Annotated in this window: 17 protein-coding genes; 11 read left to right on the top strand and 6 right to left on the bottom strand. The window is 72.0% G+C overall.

Annotation, left to right across the window (positions count from 1 at the left end; genetic code table 11):
• The 3 genes from LPW41_RS14880 (at position 1) to LPW41_RS14870 (ending at position 4,640) form a co-directional block, all read left to right on the top strand.
• Positions 1-1,320, top strand: coding sequence for an extracellular solute-binding protein (locus LPW41_RS14880; protein ID WP_144834548.1), 1,320 nt, complete (start codon positions 1-3; stop codon positions 1,318-1,320).
• 91 nt (positions 1,321-1,411) lie between these two features.
• Entirely contained in the window at positions 1,412-3,667 is a 2,256-nt protein-coding gene (locus LPW41_RS14875; RefSeq protein WP_230705274.1) for an FAD-dependent oxidoreductase, read from the top strand.
• A 79-nt stretch (positions 3,668-3,746) separates the two neighbouring features.
• Positions 3,747-4,640: a LacI family DNA-binding transcriptional regulator gene (locus LPW41_RS14870; RefSeq protein ID WP_144834551.1), complete on the top strand. Its 894-nt coding sequence runs from the start codon at positions 3,747-3,749 to the stop codon at positions 4,638-4,640.
• A gap of 44 nt (positions 4,641-4,684) precedes the next feature.
• On the opposite strand, the gene LPW41_RS14865 is transcribed toward LPW41_RS14870, so the two are convergent.
• Positions 4,685-5,476 (bottom strand): DeoR/GlpR family DNA-binding transcription regulator, encoded by a 792-nt coding sequence (locus LPW41_RS14865; protein ID WP_154097639.1) that lies wholly within the window; start codon positions 5,474-5,476, stop codon positions 4,685-4,687.
• 47 nt (positions 5,477-5,523) lie between these two features.
• Here LPW41_RS14865 and LPW41_RS14860 point away from each other — a divergent pair, with 47 nt between their 5' ends.
• Positions 5,524-6,543, top strand: coding sequence for an acetylxylan esterase (locus LPW41_RS14860; protein ID WP_230705273.1), 1,020 nt, complete (start codon positions 5,524-5,526; stop codon positions 6,541-6,543).
• Entirely contained in the window at positions 6,519-7,490 is a 972-nt protein-coding gene (locus LPW41_RS14855; protein WP_230705272.1) for an acetylxylan esterase, read from the top strand. The genes LPW41_RS14860 and LPW41_RS14855 overlap by 25 nt, the downstream gene beginning before the upstream one ends.
• 87 nt (positions 7,491-7,577) lie before the next feature.
• On the opposite strand, the gene LPW41_RS14850 is transcribed toward LPW41_RS14855, so the two are convergent.
• The 3 genes from LPW41_RS14850 to LPW41_RS14840 all read right to left on the bottom strand — a co-directional run bounded on the left by LPW41_RS14850 (position 7,578) and on the right by LPW41_RS14840 (position 10,940).
• Positions 7,578-8,582, bottom strand: coding sequence for a sugar phosphate isomerase/epimerase (locus LPW41_RS14850; RefSeq protein WP_154097637.1), 1,005 nt, complete (start codon positions 8,580-8,582; stop codon positions 7,578-7,580).
• 23 nt (positions 8,583-8,605) lie between these two features.
• Positions 8,606-9,802 carry a Gfo/Idh/MocA family protein gene (locus tag LPW41_RS14845; protein WP_230705341.1) on the bottom strand — a complete coding sequence of 399 codons (1,197 nt, stop codon included), beginning with the start codon at positions 9,800-9,802 and terminating at the stop codon, positions 8,606-8,608.
• Between the two features lie 88 nt (positions 9,803-9,890).
• Positions 9,891-10,940, bottom strand: coding sequence for a substrate-binding domain-containing protein (locus LPW41_RS14840; RefSeq protein WP_154097636.1), 1,050 nt, complete (start codon positions 10,938-10,940; stop codon positions 9,891-9,893).
• A 283-nt stretch (positions 10,941-11,223) separates the two neighbouring features.
• Here LPW41_RS14840 and LPW41_RS14835 point away from each other — a divergent pair, with 283 nt between their 5' ends.
• From LPW41_RS14835 to LPW41_RS14825, 3 genes are all read left to right on the top strand, one after another.
• On the top strand, positions 11,224-12,699 hold the full coding sequence (locus tag LPW41_RS14835; protein WP_154097635.1) for a sugar ABC transporter ATP-binding protein: 1,476 nt from the start codon (positions 11,224-11,226) through the stop codon (positions 12,697-12,699).
• Positions 12,696-13,748 (top strand): ABC transporter permease, encoded by a 1,053-nt coding sequence (locus LPW41_RS14830; protein ID WP_144834560.1) that lies wholly within the window; start codon positions 12,696-12,698, stop codon positions 13,746-13,748. The genes LPW41_RS14835 and LPW41_RS14830 overlap by 4 nt, the downstream gene beginning before the upstream one ends.
• Before the next feature lie 98 nt (positions 13,749-13,846).
• A complete protein-coding gene (locus LPW41_RS14825; protein WP_230705271.1) occupies positions 13,847-15,028 on the top strand; it encodes an ROK family transcriptional regulator in 1,182 nt (393 codons plus the stop codon).
• A 90-nt stretch (positions 15,029-15,118) separates the two neighbouring features.
• On the opposite strand, the gene LPW41_RS14820 is transcribed toward LPW41_RS14825, so the two are convergent.
• Entirely contained in the window at positions 15,119-16,066 is a 948-nt protein-coding gene (locus LPW41_RS14820; protein ID WP_230705270.1) for a LysR family transcriptional regulator, read from the bottom strand.
• 71 nt (positions 16,067-16,137) lie between these two features.
• On the opposite strand from LPW41_RS14820, the gene LPW41_RS14815 reads away from it, so the two are divergent.
• The 3 genes from LPW41_RS14815 to LPW41_RS14805 all read left to right on the top strand — a co-directional run bounded on the left by LPW41_RS14815 (position 16,138) and on the right by LPW41_RS14805 (position 19,283).
• Positions 16,138-17,121 (top strand): DMT family transporter, encoded by a 984-nt coding sequence (locus LPW41_RS14815; RefSeq protein ID WP_230705269.1) that lies wholly within the window; start codon positions 16,138-16,140, stop codon positions 17,119-17,121.
• A 150-nt stretch (positions 17,122-17,271) separates the two neighbouring features.
• On the top strand, positions 17,272-18,321 hold the full coding sequence (locus LPW41_RS14810; RefSeq protein WP_230705268.1) for a biotin/lipoate A/B protein ligase family protein: 1,050 nt from the start codon (positions 17,272-17,274) through the stop codon (positions 18,319-18,321).
• Positions 18,318-19,283 (top strand): site-specific DNA-methyltransferase, encoded by a 966-nt coding sequence (locus tag LPW41_RS14805; RefSeq protein ID WP_230705267.1) that lies wholly within the window; start codon positions 18,318-18,320, stop codon positions 19,281-19,283. Before LPW41_RS14810 ends, LPW41_RS14805 begins: the two co-directional genes overlap by 4 nt.
• Positions 19,284-19,287: 4 nt before the next feature.
• Here LPW41_RS14805 and LPW41_RS14800 read toward each other — a convergent pair whose 3' ends face one another.
• A complete protein-coding gene (locus LPW41_RS14800) occupies positions 19,288-20,283 on the bottom strand; it encodes a MauE/DoxX family redox-associated membrane protein (protein WP_230705266.1) in 996 nt (331 codons plus the stop codon).
• Between the last annotated feature and the right edge of the window lie 14 nt (positions 20,284-20,297).

The raw sequence follows: 20,297 nt of genomic DNA, 5'->3' as shown, positions 1-20,297 counted from the left end.
ATGTCTGCTTCGTCCCTTCCCAACCCGCTCATCACGCGCCGACGCGCGCTGCAGTTCCTCGGCATCGGCGCCGCGGCGGCAGCTCTCGCCGGTTGCGCCCCCACGGCCACCGGCGGACCCGCCGCGGGGGCCGCCGGCTTGAACGGAGCCGACCCGACCGACTTCTCGTTCGCGTCGTGGTCGCTCACCGAGGAGTCGGCCAAGCCCGCGCTCGAGGCCACCCTGGCGTCGTACGAGAAGACCAAGGGCATCGCCGTCAAGCGCACCGCGTTCCCGTACAACGAGTACATCAACCAGCTCATGCTGCAGGTGACGGGCGGGCAGTTCACCGGCGCCGCGCACGTCGACGTCGCCTGGCTCGGCAGCCTCGCGGCCACCGGCAAGCTGCAGGACGTGTCGTCGCTGGCATCCGGTCGGGGATACACCTCGTCGGCCCTCGAGGCGGCAACGTTCAACGGCGTGCAGTACGCCCTGCCGTGGACGATCGGCGCGATCGGCCTCATCGCCAACTCCGAGACCCTCGGCAAGGCGGGCCTCTCGGCCGACGCGTTCCCGACGACGGTCGACGAGTTCGAGAAGGCCCTCGTCTCGCTGAAGGGGCTCGGCGGGGGACTCATCCCCTACGCCGCGTCGACCAAGGCCGCGCAGCTGAAGGACATCCTCATCTGGATGCAGACCTTCGGCAGCCCGCTCGTCGACGGCGACACCATCACGATCGGCGACGACGCCAGCGTCGAGGCCGTCACCTGGTACAAGGGCCTCTACGACCAGGGCCTCATCGCCGCCGACGTCGACCGCTTCGACGCCCGCAGCCTGTTCGCCCAGGGCCGCGCCGCGATGTACGACGACGCCCCTGTGGGCCGCGGAGCGGTGACCAAGGAGTCGCCGGACGCGAACCTCGCCGCCAAGCTCGCCCCGGTGTCGCGGCCGGTGCTGAAGAAAGGCGACACCCCGCGCGCCCTCGTCTGGGGTGGCGCGATCGCCGTGGTCAACGGCACCGGCGCCGCCACCGCGGGCGACTTCGCCCAGTACGCCACGAGCGACCTCGACGCGATCCTCGCCGACTACGCGATGCGCGGTCTGCCGCCCGCGACGACCGAGGCGCTGTCGTCGTCGGAGGTCGCCTCCGACACCTTCGGCGCACAGTTCAGCGAGCGCATCACCGCCACCGCGAGCGCGAACCCCCTGTGGAAGTTCACCGCGTACTCGCAGATCGAGTCGGCCATCGCCGACCGCGTGCAGGCCGTGCTGATCGGTTCGGCCTCGCCGAAGGACGCCATGAAGCAGGCCGGCGAGAGCGCTCAGAAGCTGGTCGGCTGACGCGCGGCGGCGCTCCCACCCGGGGGTGCCGCCCCGCTCGCCCTGCACGCAAGCCGGACGCCCCCCGCGTCCACGGAAGGACACACGCAGCATGCGTTCCCATACGGCCGAATACGACCTGGTCGTCGTCGGAGGCGGACTCGCCGGAGTCGCCGCGGCCATCGCCGCGGCCCGTCTCGATCGGCGCGTCGCCCTCATCAACAACCGCCCGGTGCTCGGCGGCAACTCCTCGTCGGAGGTGCGCGTCTGGGTGTGCGGGGCGACCGCCCACGGCAACCAGCGCTGGGCCCGCGAGAACGGCATCATCGGTGAGCTCTACCTCGAGAACCAGTACCGCAATCCCGACGGCAATCCCATCCACTGGGACGACGTGGTGCTGGATGCCGTGCGCGCCGAACCGAACATCTCGCTGTTCCTCAACACCGACGTGCGCGATGTCGGGGCATCCGGCCCCGAGGGGGAGCGCCGCATCGAGAGCGTGACCGGGTGGACGATGGGCGCCGAGACCGAGACGACCTTCGTCGCGCCGGTCTTCCTCGACGGAACGGGCGACGGACTCGTGGGCCACCTCGCGGGGGCCCGCGCCCGCCTGGGGAAAGAGGCGCGCGAGGAGTTCGACGAGGACTGGGCGCCCGTCGAGGCCGAGCGCACGTTCCTCGGCTCGACCCTGCTGTTCTACACGAAAGACGTCGGACACCCGGTGCGCTTCGTCGCGCCCGACTCGGCGAAGTCGATCCTCGACACCCCGATCCCGTCGTCGCGCATCATCCGCAGCGGTGACAGCGGCGCCCACTACTGGTGGGTCGAGTGGGGCGGCGAGCTCGACATCGTGCACGACAACGAGCGCATCCGCGACGAGCTGCGCTCGGTGATCCTCGGCATCTGGGACCACATCAAGAACTCGGGCGAGTTCGACGCCGACACCCTCGACCTCGAGTGGATCGGCAACGTGCCCGGCAAGCGCGAGTACCGGCGCCTCGTCGGCGACTACACGCTGCACCAGCGCGACGTGATCGAACAGACGCGCTTCGACGACGGCGTGGCCTTCGGTGGCTGGTCGATCGACCTGCACCCGAAGGAGGGCATGTACGCGACCGGCGCCGGCGCCGTGCAGCGCTTCTCGAACGGCGTCTTCGAGATCCCGTTCCGCTCGCTGTACTCCGCCGACGTCGAGAACCTGCTGATGGCCGGCCGTGACGTGTCGGCCACTCACATCGCCTTCGGCGCGGCGCGGGTCATGGCCACGTGCGCGGCGATGGGCGAGGCGGCCGGCACGGCGGCATCCCTTGCCCTCTCGCACGGCACCACGCCGCGTGGGCTCTACGAGCGGCATCGCGATGAGCTGCGCCAGCTGCTGCTGCGGCAGGACGCCCCGCTCATCGGCGTCGCCGATACCGACCCGTCCGACCTCGCTCTCCGCGCCGCGGTCTCGGCCTCCGGCGTGCGCGCGAACCTCGGGCCCGGCGAGGCGGGTGCGGTCGAGCCCTATCCCCTCGCGTACGACGTGGGCATCGTGCTCCCCGTGCACCCGCGTCTCGACGGCATCGAGCTGCGCGTCGCAGCCGAGGCCGACACCGAGCTCGAGGTCGAGGTGTTCTCGACGGGTCTGCCGCAGAACGTCGTGCCCGAGCACCTCGAGCACCGCGTCACGGTCCCCCTCGCCGCCGGCCCCGCCTCCTGGGTGCACGTCCCGGTGCAGTGGGAGCCCGACGCCCCCGCGAACGCCGTCGTGGTGGTGCGCGCGCGGGAGGGCGTGACGCTGTTCACGACCGACGAGCTGCCTCCCGGCATCCTCACCCTCGTCCACACCTCCGACGCCGACGACCAGAACGTGCAGGTCAGCCTCGACGAACTGCTCGTGCAGTGGCCGACCAAACCGCTGCGCGGCCGGTCGATCGTGTTCCGCTCGGCGAGCGGGTCGCAGGCTCTTGCGGCCGACCGCGCCGTCGGCGGGTACCACCGGCCGTTCGGCGGGCCGAACCTCTGGGCGTCCGAGCCCCTCACGCAGGGCCCGGCCTGGCTCCGCCTCGACTGGACCGATGCGGTGACCTCGCGCGAGATCGTGCTGGTCTTCGACGACGACCCCGACGTCGAGCTCAACACTCTGCACCACCATCGCGACCCCCACCTGGTGATGCCCTCGCTCGTGCGGGCGTACCGCGTCGAGGTGAAGACGGCGGATGCCGCGGACTGGCAGGTGATCGCGCAGGTGGACGACAACCGTCGTCGTCGGCGCGCGCACCCCGTGCCCGCCGGGCTCGGCGGCATCCGTTCCGCCCGTCTCGTCGTGAAGGCGACCAACGGCGCCGCCGAGGCGCGGGTCGTCGCCTTCCGTGTTCAGGAGTGACATGGCGCGCGATACCGTAGCCCCCAGAACAGAACGCCTCGCGGCGCGCGCCGCCCGGTCCTCGACGAGGAGCACCGCCATGCCCGACACCTCCTCCGTCGCGCGTCGGTCGTCGCCGCTCACGCGGCGCGAGCGCACCGGCATCGTCGCGCTCGCCGTGCCGAACCTCGAAGAGCCCTACTTCGCCGAGCTGACGACCCTGCTGGCGCGGGGGGCCGAGGCGCGGGGGCTGTCGATCCTCATCCAGCAGACCGAGGGCGACCATCAGCGCGAGATCGACGTCGCCAACGGCGTCGGGCTCCCGGCCACCGACGGCCTCATCCACATCCCCCGTTCGCTCACGGTCGGCGACCTCACCCGCCGCACCGACCCCGGGCCCCTGGTGCTGCTGGGCGAGCACATCGCGGCGAGTCCGTTCACGCACGTGTCGATCGACAACCGCCGCACCGCCGATTTGGCCACCACCCATCTCGCCGAGGCCGGGTGTCGCCGCGTCGCGTTCCTCGGCCCCCGACTCTCGCGACCCTCGGATGCCGCCGACCAGCGTTTCACCGGCTATCGCGACGCCGTCGCGCGGCTCGGTCTCGCCGACGAACCGGAGCTCATCGTCTCAGTCGACGCCTTCACCTCCGAGGAGGGGGCGGCGGCGTTGCGCCGTCTGCACGCGACGGGGACGCGCTTCGACGGAGTGGTCTGCTCGAACGACTCGGTCGCGTTCGGCGTGCTGGCCGCGCTGCACGAGAGCGGACTCGCCGTTCCCGCCGACGTCGCGGTGATCGGCATCGACAACGTGCACGCGGCGCGGTTCTCGGTGCCTGCGCTGTCGTCGGTCGCCCCCGACGACGAGGGCATCGTCGAGGCGGCCTTCACCGAGCTCGAACGACAGATGTCGGCGCGGCCCGGCGCCGACGTGCCGGTGCGGCACATCGTCGTCGATGCCGCGGTGGTCGCCCGCGCGAGCACGGCGCGGTGAGCATCCGCTCCGCCGCCCGCAGCCCGCACGGCGGCGGGCGGTGCTCAGTCGTCGTCGCCGGCGGCGATCCAGAGCTCGGCGACGTGTGCGCGCAAGGTCTCTTCGGTTTCGGGATCGAGGCCCTCGTCCATCACGACGAGGTCGACCTCGTTGAGGTCGACGATCGTGGTGAGACCGACCGCCCCCCACTTGGTGTGATCGGCGAGCACGACGGCGCGGGCACCCGCGGCCACGAGGGCGCGATTGGTCTCGGCCTCGAGCAGGTTCGAGGTCGTCAGCCCCGCGGTCAGGTCGATGCCGCGCACGCCGAGGAACACGACGTCGCAGTGCAGGTGCTCGAGCGACGCCACGGCCACCGGACCCACGAGGGCGTCCGCCGGGGTGCGCACCCCGCCGGTGAGCACCACCGTCTGGGTGTACGGCTCGTCGGCGCGGTCGGGCCGGGCGAAGACCTCGGCGACCGGCAGCGAGTTGGTCACGATCGTCAGGTCGTCGACGCCGCGCAGTTCGCGGGCCAGCGCCCACGTGCTCGACCCTCCGCCGAGGCCGACCGACATGCCCGGCTCGACGAGCGTGGCGGCGCGACGCGCGATCGCGCGCTTCCCGTCACCGTTGCGACGCGACTGCGCGGCGAGGGTGCGCGGCGAGTCGTCGGCGCGAGCCACTCGTGCCCCGCCGCGCACCTTGTCGACGTAGCCGTCGGAGGCGAGCACGTCGAGGTCGCGGCGGATCGTCATCTCGCTCACGCCCAGGGTCGCGGCCAGATCCGGAACCGCGGCGGCGCCCAGTCGGCGCACCTCGGTCAGCAGGCGGGATCGGCGTTCGGCGGCGAGCACGATCGTTCCTCTCGGTCGGGCCTCCAGTCTTCCACGGCGGGTGCGCGGTGAACGGCGTCATCGCCGACCGCTCGGGCGACGGCGACTACGGCTTCGAACTTCCGGCCCTGCGCGCGGTGCCGCCGGTGCCGCCGCCGCCCGGCTTCGCCGAGCGGTGGGCCGGGTGGTTCGCCGAGGCGATGACCGTCGATCCCGGGCCCCGGGTGGTCTCGATCGAGCAGCGCGACGATCGCGAGGTCACGCTGGTCGAGCACACGGTATCGGGCGGTCTGCGCGTGCGCGGCTGGTTCGCCTCGGCCGTCGGCGGCATTGCGCCCCGGGTCGGCGTCGTCCACGGTCACGGGTACGGCGGGCGCGACGGGCCCGACTTCGATCGCGTGCCCGACGACGCCGCGGTGTTCTTCCCCGTGGCGCGGGGCCAGGGAGTGCTCAACGCCGGTCTCGGCGCCCCCACCCCCGCCGACGGACACGTGCTGCACGGCATCCACTCGATCGAGGACTACGTGCTGGGGCGGTGCGCGGCCGATCTGTGGCACGCCGGATCCGCGCTGCGGGCCCTCGCGGGTGACGTCCCGCTGTACCTCGTCGGCGAGAGCTTCGGCGGGGGAGTGGGCGCCCTCGCCCTGCCGTGGGACGACCGGATCGTCGGCGCCACGCTCGTCGTGCCGAGCTTCGGGCAGTACGACCTGCGCCTGCGCATGCCGTGCGAGGGCAGCGGCGAGCGCGTGCGCGCCCACGTCGCCCGCCACCCCCGCGCCCGCGAGGTGCTGCGCTTCTTCGACGCCTCGACCGCGGCCACCTTCGCGCGCGTTCCGGTGCGCGTCGAAGCCGCCCTGCGCGATCGGCACGTGCCGCCCGCCGGGCAGTTCGCCGTCGCGAACGCGATCGATCAGGCGCCGGATGCCGCGCTCGACCTCGAGGTGCTCGCCTACGGCCATCGCGAATACCCCGACCTCCCCCTCGTCCTCGAGCGCGCGTTCTCTGCGACGCGCGCCCACATCGCCCGGGTGCTCGCGCACCCCTCGACCGCTCTGGAGACCCCGTGGCCCACTTCGACCTTCCGCTGAGTGCGCTGGAGACCTTCCGCCCCGACCGGGACGAACCCGCCGACTTCGACGCCTTCTGGGTCGACACGCTCGCCGAGGCGCGCGGGCTGGCGTGGGAGCCTCGGTTCACCCCCGTCGACCCGGTCGACAGCGGGGTGACCGGTGTCGACGTCGACGACGTGGGATTCGCCGGCTTCGGCGGGCATCCGATCCGCGCGTGGCTGGTGCGCCCGCGCGGGCTCGACGGGCCGTTGCCGTGCGTCGTGCAGTACATCGGCTACAACTCCGGGCGCGGCCTGGCGCATCAGCACACCCTGCTGCCGGCGGCGGGCTTCGCCGTGCTCGTCATGGACACCCGCGGGCAGGGCAGCGGCGCGCTGCCCGGGGCCACCCCCGATCCGGTCGGGTCGGCTCCGCATACGGCGGGACGCCTGACCGACGGCATCGACGACCCCGCCCACGCGTACTACCGACGGGTCTTCTGCGACGCGGTGCTCGCGATCGACGCCGCGCGCGCCCACCCGGCGATCGACGGTGCGCGCGTGAGCGTGTGGGGCGGAAGCCAGGGCGGCGGTATCGCGCTCGCCGCGGCGGCGCTGAGCGAGGGACTGCGGTTCGCCGCGATCGACTTCCCGTTCCTCAGCGGCATCCGCCGTGCCGTCTCGATCACCGACGCCGCGCCCTACAGCGAGCTCGTCACCTACCTGCAGACCCGGCGCGGTGACGAGGAGCAGGTGTTCCGCACGCTGTCGTACCTCGACGGCGTGAACTTCGCCGCCCGCGCCCGGGTCCCGGCGCTGTTCTCGGTGGGGCTGATGGATGCCGTGTGCCCGCCCTCCACGGTGTTCGCGGCCTACAACCACTACGCGGGCGAGAAGGGCATCCGCGTCTACCCGTACAACGGCCACGAGGGCGGCGGTCCCGTGCACCAGCGCGAGGTGCTGCGCGCCCTCGCCGCCCGCGGCTGACTCCCGCCCGAACGGAACGGGGCCGGACGCCCCCCGGCATCCGGCCCCTCGTCATCGCTCCGGCTCGTCGCCCCCGATGACCCGCGCTCAGCGTGTGCTGAACGCCGCGTCGAACGCCGCCCCCGAGGGCTCGTACGACGACAGCTTGCGCACGAAGCCGAGTGCCTCGGGCGCCCCGACCAGGCGGTCCATGCCCGCGTCCTCCCACTCGACCGACAGCGGCCCGTCGTAGCCGATCGCGTTGAGCATGCGGAAGGCGTCCTCCCACGGCACGTCGCCGTGGCCGGTGGAGATGAAGTCCCACCCGCGGCGCGGATCGGCCCACGGCAGGTGCGAGGCCAGCCGGCCGTTGCGGCCGTTGGTGAGGCGCTTCTTCGTGTCCTTGCAGTGCACGTGGATGATGCGGTCGCGGAAGTCCCAGAGGAAGGCAACCGGGTCGATGTCCTGCCACACCATGTGCGAGGGGTCCCAGTTGAGCCCGAACGCCTCGCGATGGCCGATGGCCTCGAGGGCGCGCGTCGCGGTCCAGTAGTCGTAGGCGATCTCCGAGGGGTGCACCTCGTGGGCGAAGCGCACGCCGACCTCGTCGAAGACATCGAGGATCGGGTTCCACCGGTCCGCGAAGTCGCGGTAGCCGGCCTCGACCATCTCTTCGGTGGCGGGCGGGAACATCGCGACGTACTTCCAGATGCTCGAGCCGGTGAACCCGGTCACGATCTTCACGCCGAGCTTCGCCGCGAGCCGCGCGGTGTTCTTCATCTCTTCGGCCGCGCGCTGCCGCACCCCCTCGGGGGCGCCGTCGCCCCACACGCGATCCGACACGATGTCGCGGTGGCGCTGGTCGATCGGATCGTCGCAGACGGCCTGGCCCTTGAGGTGGTTGGCGATGGCGAACACCTTCAGCCCGTGGCGCTCGAGCACCTCGAGCCTGCCCTGCACGTACGCCTCGTCGTCCCAGCGCCACGGGTCGAGGTGGTCGCCCCAGCAGGCGATCTCGAGGCCGTCGTAGCCCCACTCTCCGGCGAGGCGCGCCACCTCCTCGAACGGCAGGTCGGCCCACTGGCCGGTGAACAGCGTGATCGGTCGCGTCATTGCGTTCGTCCTCTCGGTCTCGGTCAGGATGCCGCGTAGGCGCGGTCGTCGGCGGGAACGTCTGCGGGGGCGGGGTCGGCCTCGACACCGGTCCAGACGCCGTCGGCGTCGGAGCTGCGTGTGACGGCGTCGAGCACCTGCTGCACGTGCAGGCCGTCGGCGAACGACGGCCGCGGGTCGTGGGAGGCCGCGACGGCCTCGACGAAGTCCTTCGCCTGGTGCGAGAACCCGTGCTCGTAGCCGATCATGTGACCGGCCGGCCACCACGCGCTCATGTAGGGGTGCTCGGGCTCGGTGACGAGGATGCGTCGGAACCCCTGCTCGGTCGCGGGGGCGGTCGCGTCGTAGAACTGCAGCTCGTTGGGGCTCTCGAGATCGAACGCGAGCGAGCCGAGCGCGCCCGAGATCTCCACGCGCAGGGCGTTCTTGCGCCCCGTGCGGAAACGGGAGGCCTCGAACGAGGCCAGGGCTCCGCCGTCGAAGCGGCCGAGGAACAGAGCGACGTCGTCGACCGTGACGGCGGCGCGCTCGGCACCGGCCGACCCGGAGAGGCCGGAGCGCTCCGCCAGCACGGGGCGTTCCGAGACGATCGTCTCGACGACGCCGGCCACGCGGGTCAGGCGGCGTCCGGTCATGAACTCGGCGATGTCGATCGCGTGGGCGCCGATGTCGCCCAGGGCGCCCGAGCCGGCGCGTTCCTTCTGCAGGCGCCACGTGAGCGGGGCCTCTGCGTCGCTGAGCCAGTCCTGCAGGTACTCGGCCCGCACCTGGCGGATCTCGCCCAGGCGGCCGTCGGCGATGAGGTCGCGGGCGAAGGTGGCCGCGGGAACGCGGCGGTAGGTGAAGCCGACCATCGAGCGCACGCCTGTCGAGCGAGCGGATGCCGCGGCCCCGGCCATGCGCCGCGCCTCGGCGACGGTGTTGGTGAGGGGCTTCTCGCACAGCACGTGTTTTCCGGCTTCGAGGGCGGCGATGGCGATATCGGCGTGCGAGTCGCCGGGGGTGACGATGTCGACGACGTCGATGTCGTCGCGCGCGATCACCTCGCGCCAGTCGATCGAGCTCTCGGCCCAGCCCCAGGTGTCGGCGGCGGATCGGGTGCGCTCGGCGTCGCGGCCGACGAGCACGCTCATGCGGGGAGTGAGGGGGAGGTCGAAGAAGCGGGGTGCGACGCGCCATCCCTGGGAGTGCGCGGCGCCCATGAATCCCGCGCCGATCATGGCGATGCGAAGGTCCTGGGTCACGGTGGGGTCTCTCTCTGCGAAAGGGTGCGGGGCGCCCGCGGTTGCCGCGGGCGCCCCACGGTGGTCAGGACTCGAACGAGAGGTCGATGAAGTCCGCCACGTTGTCCTTGGTGACGACGGGCGCATCGAGCACGATGCGGTTCGGCACGCTCGGGGTGATGAGGTCGCCCGCGGTCTTACCCTGCGCGATGAGGCGGGCCAGCGCGATGCCGTCGGCGGCCTGCGTCGACGGGTAGATGACGGTGGCCTGCAGGGGAGTGTCTCCGGCCTGGATCGCCTCCATGGCGTTGCGGCTGCCCGCGCCGCCGACCATGAAGAACTCGTCGCGACCGGCGGCGGTGATGGCCGCCAGCACGCCGATGCCCTGGTCGTCGTCGTGGTTCCAGATCGCGTCGATCTTGGGGTTGGCCGACAGCAGCTGCGAGGTCACGGACTCGCCGCCCTGCACCGTGAAGTCGGCGGCGACGCGGGGGCCGACCTTCAGGCCGCAGTCGTCGAGGGCGTCGGCGAATCCGGCCGAGCGGTCCTGCGTGAGCGGGAGGGAGTCGATACCGGCGATCTCGGCCACGACGGCGTCGCTCTGGCCGCTGAGCTGACCGCAGATGTAGGTTCCGGCGCTGACGCCCATGCCGTAGTTGTCGCCGAGCACGGTGGAGCGGGCGGCGAAGGGGCTCGAGAACTCGCGGTCGACGTTGATGACGGGGATGCCCGCCTCCATCGCCTTGGTGGCGACCTCGGTGAGGGCCGCGCCGTCGCTGGGCAGCAGCACGATGGCATCCACCTTGTTGTTGATGAAGGTCTCGACCGCGGCGATCTGCGCGTTGACGTCGTTGGTACCCTCCGCGACCTGCAGGTCGACGTCGGGGAAGCTGTCGGCGGCGGCGAGGGCGCCGGAGTTGATGGCACCGAGCCAGCCGTGGTCGGCGGCGGGGCCCGAGAAACCGATCGTGACGGTGTCGCCGGTGGCGGCGTTCTCTTCGGTGGTGGTGCCCTGGTCGACGATGTTCTCGGCGTCGTCGTTCGAGCCGGTGCAGCCGGCGAGCAGGGTGGCCGATGCGAGTACGGCGACGCCGGTGAGAACCAGACGCGAGCGCGACTTCAGCTGTGAGCGCATGTACTTCCTCCTTGAAATGTGATGCGGCAGGCGCCATCGCAGGCCCCCGAATCGAGGAGGTGTCCACGGTGACGCGGCTCACGCTAGCAGAAAGGTTTTGAAAGCAGTCAACTTTTGTTCGCTAAATGGCAGAAGCAGAAAGACGGGCCGCGTCGGGTGTTTTCTCGTTGCGTATTGCGGCCTTCGCGCCGTGATAACGATCCTCGCCAGGCGATGACGGGCGTGTTATGGTCGCCGCGTGATCAAAGTTGACCATGAACCGCCATTACTCGCCGTGCGAGGCGTGACGAAGTCCTTCTCCGGGGTCCAGGCGCTCCGCGGCGTCGACCTCGAGGTGCGCGCGGGCGAGGTGCACTGCGTGCTCGGCCAGAACGGTGCGGGCAAGTCGACGCTCATCAAGACGCTCGCCGGCGTGCACCGCCCCGACGGGGGTGAGATCAGCTGGCAGGGCGAGGGCGTCGAGATCGCCGACCCGCAGGCGGCCATCGACCTCGGTATCGCCACGATGTACCAGGAGCTCGACGTCGTCGACGGCCTGACCATCGCCGAGAACATCTTCCTGGGCCACGAGATCGCGCGCGGAGGGTTCACCAAGCGCTCCGCGGCGGCCAAGCAGACCACCGAGCTGCTGCGCCGGCTCGGGCATTCGAGCCTCTCGCCGCACACCGAGGTCGGCTCGCTGAGCGCCGCCAACAAGCAGATCGTCAGCATGGCGCGCGCGCTGTCGCACGACATCAAGCTGATCATCATGGACGAGCCCTCGGCCGTCCTCGACAGCGAAGAGGTCAAGAACCTCTTCGCCGTCGTGCGCGAACTCACCGCGGAGGGCATCGCGGTGGTCTACATCACGCACCGCCTCGAAGAGATCCGCGCGATCGGCGATCGCATCACGGTGCTCAAAGACGGGCGCACCACCGCGGTGGGGCTGCCCGCCGCCGACACCCCGACCTCCGAGCTCATCCGTCTGATGACCGGCCGCGAGATCACCAACGTCTTCCCCGAGCGCGTCCCGGTCGCCGTCGATGCGCCCGTCGTGCTCGAGGTGAGCGACCTCGCCCTCGCCGGGGTCTTCTCCGACGTGTCGTTCTCGGTGCGCGCGGGAGAGGTCGTGGGGCTCGCGGGCCTGGTCGGCTCGGGACGGTCCGAGATCCTCGAGACGGTCTACGGCGCGCGGCGCTCGAGTGGCGGCAGCGTGAGCGTCCGCGGCCGGACCCTCACGCGCGGGTCGGTGTTCGACGCCGTGAAGGCGGGCGTCGGTCTCTCGCCCGAGGAGCGCAAGAGCCAGGGTCTGGTGCTCGACGAGCCGATCTTCGTCAACGCGACCCTCGCGACCATGACGCGCTTCGCGAAGGGCGGGTTCCTCGACGACCGATCGGCACGGCGCGCCGCGCGCGAGCAGCTCGAGACGCTCGAACTGCGCCCGGCCGACCCCGACCGCCCCGCGCGCACGCTCTCCGGCGGCAACCAGCAGAAGATCCTGCTCGCGCGCTGGCTCATCCACGGCACGAACGTGCTGCTGCTCGACGAGCCGACCCGCGGGGTCGACGTCGGCGCCCGCGCCGAGATCTACGCTCTCATCCGCGACCTCGCCGCCGCCGGCAATGCCGTCGTCGTGGTCTCGAGCGAGATCGAAGAGGTGCTCGGACTGGCCGACGTCGTGCTCGTCGTGGCCGACGGCCGGATCCTCCGCACGCTCCCCTCCCACCAGATCGATGAGCACGGTGTGCTCGACCTCGTCATGAAAGGATCCGCCGCGTGAGCGAGCCGACCACCCCGACCCGTGCGCGCACGGTTCCCGCCGAGGCCGGCCAGGCGCCGTCCTCCTCGTCCGCGGGCTCTCCCGTGCGGGCGTTCTTCTCCGGCTCCGCCGGCCGCAACATCGGTCTCGTCGTCGCCCTGGTGGTGATGCTCATCGTCGGCGCCATCACGGCTCCCGGAACCTTCCTCACGGTCGACAACGTCTTCGTGATCCTCCGCCAGGCCTCCATCACCGGGGTCGTCGCGATCGCCATGACGCTGGTGATCATCGCCGGCGGGATCGACCTCTCGGTCGGGTCGGTCGTGGGCCTGGCATCCGTCGTCGGCACCCTCGCCGTCGTGCAGGACCTGGCCGACTCGATGCACTGGATCGTGTTCGTGATCTTCGCGCTCGCGGTGGGGGCGGCCGCCGGCCTCATCAACGGCATCGTCATCGCCTACGGCAACGTCGTCGCCTTCATGGCGACCCTCGCCATGCTCGTCGGGGCCCGCGGTCTCGCCGAGATCCTCGCCGAGCGCCGCACCCTCGTGGTCGAGGACCGCAGCTTCATCACCTTCATGAACGCCGACATCCTCGGCGTCAACATGCTGATCTGGATCTTCGCGATCGTCGCGGTGCTCGGGTGGGTGCTGCTGAACCGCACCACCTTCGGCCGTCGCACGGTCGCGATCGGCGGCAACCGCGAGGCCGCGCGCCTGGCCGGTATCAACGTCAAGCGCCACGTCATGTGGCTCTACGTGCTCGCGGGGCTGGCCTCCGGCATCGCCGGGGTGATGTTCCTGGGCCGTACGACCGCCGGGAGCTCCACGAACGGCCAGCTGCTCGAGCTCGACGTCATCGCCGCGGTGGTCGTGGGCGGCACCCTGCTCGTCGGCGGACGCGGCACCATCACCGGCACCGTGTTCGGCGTGCTGATCTTCGCCACCCTCACCAACGTCTTCATCCAGAACAACCTGTCGTCGTCGGTGCAGGCCGTGGCCAAGGGCGTCATCATCGTCGTCGCGGTGCTGCTGCAGCAGCGCTTCTCGAGGCCGCCCGGGCGCGGCTGACGAACGTCGACCGGCGGCGGCTGCGTAATGTGCGCAGCCGCCGTCGGCCTATGGATGGAACGCATGTCTGGTGATGGTGTACTGAGGGCGTGAGAAGGATGACCACAGATGCGGTGCAGACGGGCAACGGCGTGAGCCAGCTGTTCCAGCTGCTGCGAGACGGGGTTCCGCGCACGCGCGCGGAGCTGGCGAAGTCGACAGGTCTCGCCCGCTCGACCGTCGCGGTGCGCGTCGACGAGCTCATGCGCATGGGCCTCATCACCCCCGTGGCCGAAGCGGCCTCCACCGGGGGGCGCCCGCCGTCGCAGTTCGCGATCAATCCCGCCGCGAAGGTGGTCGTGGCCGCCGACGTCGGCGCCTCGCACGCCACCGTCGCCATCTCCGACCTCGCGGGAACGGTGCTGGCCGAGAAGACGACCGACCTCGACGTCGCTCTCGGTCCGGTTCCCGTGCTGACCTGGTTGGTCGAGGGGGCGCTGCAGCTGCTCGCCGACTCCGGGCGCACCTCCGCCGACGTCGCCGCGATGGGCATCGGCGTCCCCGGCCCCGTCGAGCACTCCACCGGGCAGCCGGTGAACCCGCCGATCATGCCGGGGTGGGACCGCTTCGACATCCCCGCGTGGGTCTACCAGCACCTGCCGGTTCCCGTGCTCGTCGACAACGACGTCAACATCTCGGCGCTGGGCGAACGCGCGACGGCATGGCCCGCGGTCGAGCACCTCTTGTTCGTCAAGGTCGCCACAGGCATCGGCACCGGCATCATCTCCGACTCCCGTCTCCTGCGCGGGGCGCAGGGCATCGCCGGCGACATCGGTCACGTGCAGGTCGCCCGCGGCGCCGACATCCCCTGCCAGTGCGGCAATCGCGGATGCCTCGAGGCCTTGGCATCCGGCCCCGCCATCGCCCGCGCGCTGCGCGCTCAGGGCATCGAGGCGCACACCGGCTCCGACGTCGTCGACCTCGTCAAGCGCGGCAACGTCGACGCGATCCAGGCCGTGCGCCAGGCGGGCCGCGACATCGGCGAGGTGCTCACGACCTGCGTCAGCGTGATGAACCCCTCGGTGATCGCGGTGGGCGGCTCGATGGCCCGGGTGGGCGAGCACCTCATCGCGGGCGTGCGCGAGGTTGTCTACACGCGCTCGACGCCGTTGGCCACCGAGTACCTCTCGATCGTGCAGTCGGTCGCCGCCCAGCAGGCCGCCGTGATCGGGGCGAGCATGCTCGCGATCGAGCACGCCCTGTCTCCCGAGTCGCTGACCGCCGCCTTCCTCTCGGCCTGAGCCGACGCCTCGCTCCTCGCGAGGACGTTTCCGGATGCCGTTCGGCCGGCGTCCCGCCGACGGCGCGGTGTTCTGGCGCCCGCGGACTCGTCAGCGGGCGGCGGTCTCGACGGAGGTCGGGATCCCGCCGGTCGTCCCCGAGCGCTCCGCCGCGCGCGCGACCGCGACCAGCGCCGCCAGCACCCGGCGCACTGCCGCGTAGGCGAGCGCGTCGGGGCGGGTCAGGGCGTCGACGTGGCGCACGAGGTCGAGGTCGACCAGCGGCCGCAGCACGAGGCCGTCGACGGCGAGGGGGGTCGAGGTGGTGCGCGGCATGATGGCGATCGCGGCGCCCGCGCGCACGACCTCGGCCGTCACCGAGAACTCGTTGATGCGGTGGGCGATGCGCAGCGGCCGCCCCACGTGGGCGGCGAGGTGGTCGAGCACTCCGGCCAGGGGGAAGCCCTCGTGCACCGACACCCAGGCCTCGTCGGCCACATCGGCCGCGTGCAGCACGCGGCGCGCGGCGAGGGGATGCGTGGCCGGGAGCGCGACGTCGAGCGGTTCGGTCAGCAGCGGGGTCGTCACCACGCGATCGGCCGGCCAGGGCTCGTCGTGCGCGAGGCGGTGCGCGAGCACGATGTCGTGGTCGGCGGTCAGACCGGGAAAGTCGCGGTGCGCCACGTCGGCGTCGGCGAGGTGCAGGGGCGGTGTCCCGGCGAGCTCTCGGAGCAGCGGGCCGAACAGCGCGAGCCCCGCGCTGTGGAACGCCGACACGCGCACGGGGCGGTCGGCGCTCTCGACGAAGGCGCCCACCGCCTCGCGGGCCTCGGTCAGCGCTTCGTCGACGCGGGTGCCGGCGGCCGCGAGCGCCTCACCGGCCGAGGTCAGAGCGAGCACGCGACCGCTGCGGGTGGTCAGCGGCACGTTCACGCGCGCCTGCAGCGCGGCGAGCTGCTGCGACACGGCCGACGGCGATACGTGCAGGGCGGCGGCGACGGCGGCCACGCTCCCACGGTCGCGGAGCTCGCGCAGCAGGCGCAGGTGGACGACATCCATAAGTCCGAACTTACGACACAATGAAGAAGCTTGGCGTTGTTCTTCCGGGTGGCCTCCCGCACGCTGGAGGCGTGACCCGCCGAACACCCGAACTCCTCGTCGACATCCTGCTGATCGCGGTCGCCGCGGTGTGGGGCGCGAGCTTCCTCGCCGCCAAAGACCTCGCCGCCGAGACCGGGGTCGCCGCGGCGGTGTCGCTGCGCTTCCTCGTCGCCGCGCTCGCCCTCGGCGTCATCTGCCTCGTGAGGAGAGAACGGATGCCGCGCGGTCGCGGCCTCGCGATCGCCGCCCTCCTGGGCTGCTCGCAGGCGGCGGTCATCGGGCTCGAGACCGCCGGCGTGCACCTCACCTCGGCGACGAACGCGGGCCTTCTCATCAGCCTCGCGCTCGTGTTCACCCCCGTGCTCGAGAGCGTCGCGGCACAGGCCTGGCTGCCGCGGTCGTACTTCGTCGCCGCCGTCGCCGCGATCGTCGGCGTCGCCCTGCTGGTGTCGGGCGGAGGGCTGCGCACCCCTTCGATCGGCGACGCGCTCGTGATCGCCGCCGCGGTCGTCCGCGCCGTGCACGTCACCGCGAGCGCGCGTCTCATCCGCGGACGCCACGACAGCACCCTCGCGGTCGTCTTCGTGCAGATGCTCGTGTGCGCCGCGACCTCGTCGGCCGTGGCCGGCGCGCAGCTGCCGCGCGCGGTCGCCGGCCTCACGGCATCCGGATGGCTCGACGTCGTCTTCCTCGGCGTGATGTGCTCGGTCTTCGCCTTCGTGGTGCAGCTGTGGGCGGTGCGGCGCACCTCGGCGACCCGCGCGAGCATCCTCATGGGCACCGAGCCGGTGTGGGCGCTCGCCGTGGGCGTCGCGATCGGCGGCGAGGCCGTGGGCCTGCCCGGCTACCTCGGGGCCGCGCTCATCATCGCCGCGTCGTACGCCGGCCAGGCGATCGAGCGCCGCCATCGCCGCTCCGTCGCCGCGGCCGCCTCCCGCCCCACCCCGCCCGCCGGTTCCGCCGCGCCCGCCGCCCCGCGGGCGGCCTCGACCCCCGAGACTGCATCTTGCTGACATCCCCGCGTCAACCTGACACGGACTCGTCAGCGAGATGCAGTCTCGCGCTCGCCGGCGGTGCCTCGGCGGCGCCCCGGCCCGGCCCGCTCCGGCCCCCGCGCGGCGACCGCCGCCGTGGTCGGGCCCCCGCCGCCGTAGGCTGGAGGCATGCACGGCGAGTACAAGGTCCCCGGCGGAAAACTGGTCGTCGTCGACCTCGAAGAGCGCGAGGGCCGCATCCACGGCTTCCACCTGGCGGGTGACTTCTTCCTCGAGCCCGACGATGCCCTCGACGACATCGATGCGGCCGTCAACGGCATGCCGGTCGAGTCCGACGTCCCCACGCTCGCCGCGGCGATCCGCGCGGCGCTGCCCGAGGGGGCGCAGCTGCTCGGATTCACCCCCGAGTCGGTCGCCACCGCGATCCGCCGCGCCCTCGTCACGGCCCCCGGCTGGGGCGACTTCGAGTGGGAGGTCGTGCACGACGGCCCCGTCTCGCCCCGCATGAACCTCGCGCTCGATGAGGTGCTCACCGCGCGCGTGGGTGCGGGGCTGCGCAAGCCGACGCTGCGCCTGTGGGAGTGGAACGAGAACGCCGTCGTCATCGGATCGTTCCAGTCGCTGCGCAACGAGGTCGACCCCGAAGGCGCCGCGAAGCACGGCTTCGACGTGGTGCGCCGCATCTCGGGCGGGGGCGCCATGCTCATGGCCGCCAACTCGATCGTGACGTACTCGCTGTACGTTCCCGCGTCGCTGGTGGCGGGCATGACCTTCGCCGATTCGTACGCCTTCCTCGACGACTGGGTGCTGCAGGCCCTGCGCTCGCTCGGCATCGACGCGGTCTACCAGCCGCTGAACGACATCGCCGGTCCTCACGGCAAGATCGGCGGCGCAGCGCAAAAGCGCCTCGCCAACGGCGGAGTGCTGCATCACGCGACCTTGAGCTACGACATGGACGGCCAGGTGCTCACCGAAGTGCTGCGCATCGGCCGCGAGAAGCTCAGCGACAAGGGCACCGTGTCGGCCGCCAAGCGCGTCGACCCCCTGCGCAGCCAGACCGGTCTGCCGCGCGACGAGGTCATCGACCGCTTCATCCAGACCTTCACCACGCTCTACGGCGCGACCGAGGGTCACATCTCCGACGAGGAGTACGCCGAGGCCGAAGCCCTGGTCGCCTCCAAGTTCTCGACCGAGCAGTGGCTGCAGCGCGTCCCGTGAGCGTCGACGCCCTGCCCGACGCCCCCGCCCCCGGCAGCGTCGCGATCCACCACGCCGACAACCTTGCGGTGACCCCGGGCCTGGCCGACGGCAGCTTCGCCCTCGTCTACCTCGACCCGCCGTTCAACACCGGCCGCACGCGCTCCAAGGCGGTCGAGTCGGCGACGCGCAAGCTCTCGGCCGAAGAGGCTCCGGATGCCGAGGAGCCCGACGCCGCGCCCGAGACCGCGGCATCCGTCCACGATCCCAACATGCTCGACTTTCCCGAAGAGGAGCCGCCCCCGCCGCCGGTGGTGCAGCGCGGCTTCCACGGCCGGGAGTACGCGCGCCTGCGCGGCGACCTGCGCACCTACGACGACCGGTTCGACGACTACTGGGGCTTCCTCGAGCCGCGGCTCGTCGAGGCCTGGCGCCTGCTCGCCGACGACGGCACGCTCTACCTGCACCTCGACTACCGCGAGGTGCACTACGCCAAGGTCATGTGCGATGCGCTGTTCGGTCGCGACCACTTCTTGAACGAGCTGATCTGGGCCTACGACTACGGCGCCAAGACCAAGCGCCGCTGGCCCACCAAGCACGAGACGATCCTCGTCTACGTCAAGAACCCGTCGGCGTACTTCTTCGACTCCGACGCCGTCGACCGCGAGCCGTACATGGCCCCGGGTCTCGTGACGGCCGAGAAGGCCGCGCGCGGCAAGATGCCCACCGACGTCTGGTGGCACACGATCGTGCCGACCACGGGTCGCGAGAAGACCGGCTACCCGACGCAGAAGCCCGAGGGGGTGCTGCGCCGCATGGTGCAGGCCTCGTCGCGCCCCGGCGACAGGGTGCTCGACATGTTCGCCGGCAGCGGCACGCTGGGTGCGGTGGCCGCGCCCCTCGGGCGCGACAGCGTGCTGATCGACGACAACGCCGACGCGGTCGCCGTGATGCGCAAGCGTCTCGCGGCCTTCGGCGACTGACCCCTCAGGCCCGCGAGCCCACGAGCGCGTCGACGAGTCCTTCGATCTCTTCCTCGCCCACGGCGTAGGGCAGCACGGGGTGGCCGCTCGTGGCGATGAGTACGGCGACGGGGCGCTGCGAGCCGATGTCGAGCGCCTGCGCGAGTGCGCCGCCGAGGTCGAGCGCGGCGCCCGTGCGGGGGCCGTCGGCCTGGCGGGCGGGGGCGTTCCAGTCGAGCCCCGGCCCCACCGCGTAGACGATGCGGGCGTCCATGAAGCCGGCCAGCGCGTCGTGGTGCCGGTCGAGCACGGCGGCCGCGCGCTCGCACTTGCCGCAGAGCGGCTGCGTGAACAGCAGCAGTTGCGCGCGCCCGCGCACGGCCTCGGTCACGACGTCGATCACGAGCCCGTCCGCGCGCAGCAACGGCGGACGGTGGTTCAGGATGTCGGGTGAGGGCAGGCCCCCGCGTCGGCCGGCGCGGGCAGCCACGAACCCCGCGACCACGAGTGCCACGCTCGCGCCGAGGGTCAGCGCGCTCGCCACCGGGGCGACGACGAGAAGCGTGACAGCGGAGGGCACGCCCGCCGCGGAGGCGGCGGAGGCGGCACCCGCCATCACCAGCGCGCCCAGCGTGAAGACGCCGTTGCGGCGCACGAGGGCCGCCGACACGGGCGTATCGGCCCACCTGCCGAAGCATCCGCAGTCCTCGGCCGACCCGCGCTCGACCGCACGCGTGACCACGACCGTGAACGCCGCGAGCAGCACCACCACGGCGCCGGCCGCGGCGACCCGCACGAACCCGTCGCCGATCGCCAGCGCGACGCCGAGCACGATCTCGACCACGGAGACCGCGGCGACGCTCGCGAGCGCGGCCCTCTGGGGCAGGCGCAGTGCCGAGAGCGTCCGCGGGGCGTCGTCGAGGGCGACGAGCTTGGCGATGCCGCTGGTCACGAGTGCGGGAGCGGCGATGCAGACGAGGGCGAGGATGACGGGGGCGAGGGCGGACGTGGACGGCGTCATGATCCCCAGGATGT

The sequence above is a fragment of the Microbacterium sp. JC 701 genome, from assembly GCF_021026215.1.
GTDB classification, from domain to species: domain Bacteria; phylum Actinomycetota; class Actinomycetes; order Actinomycetales; family Microbacteriaceae; genus Microbacterium; species Microbacterium algihabitans.
This window is presented reverse-complemented; position numbering and strand designations above follow the sequence as displayed.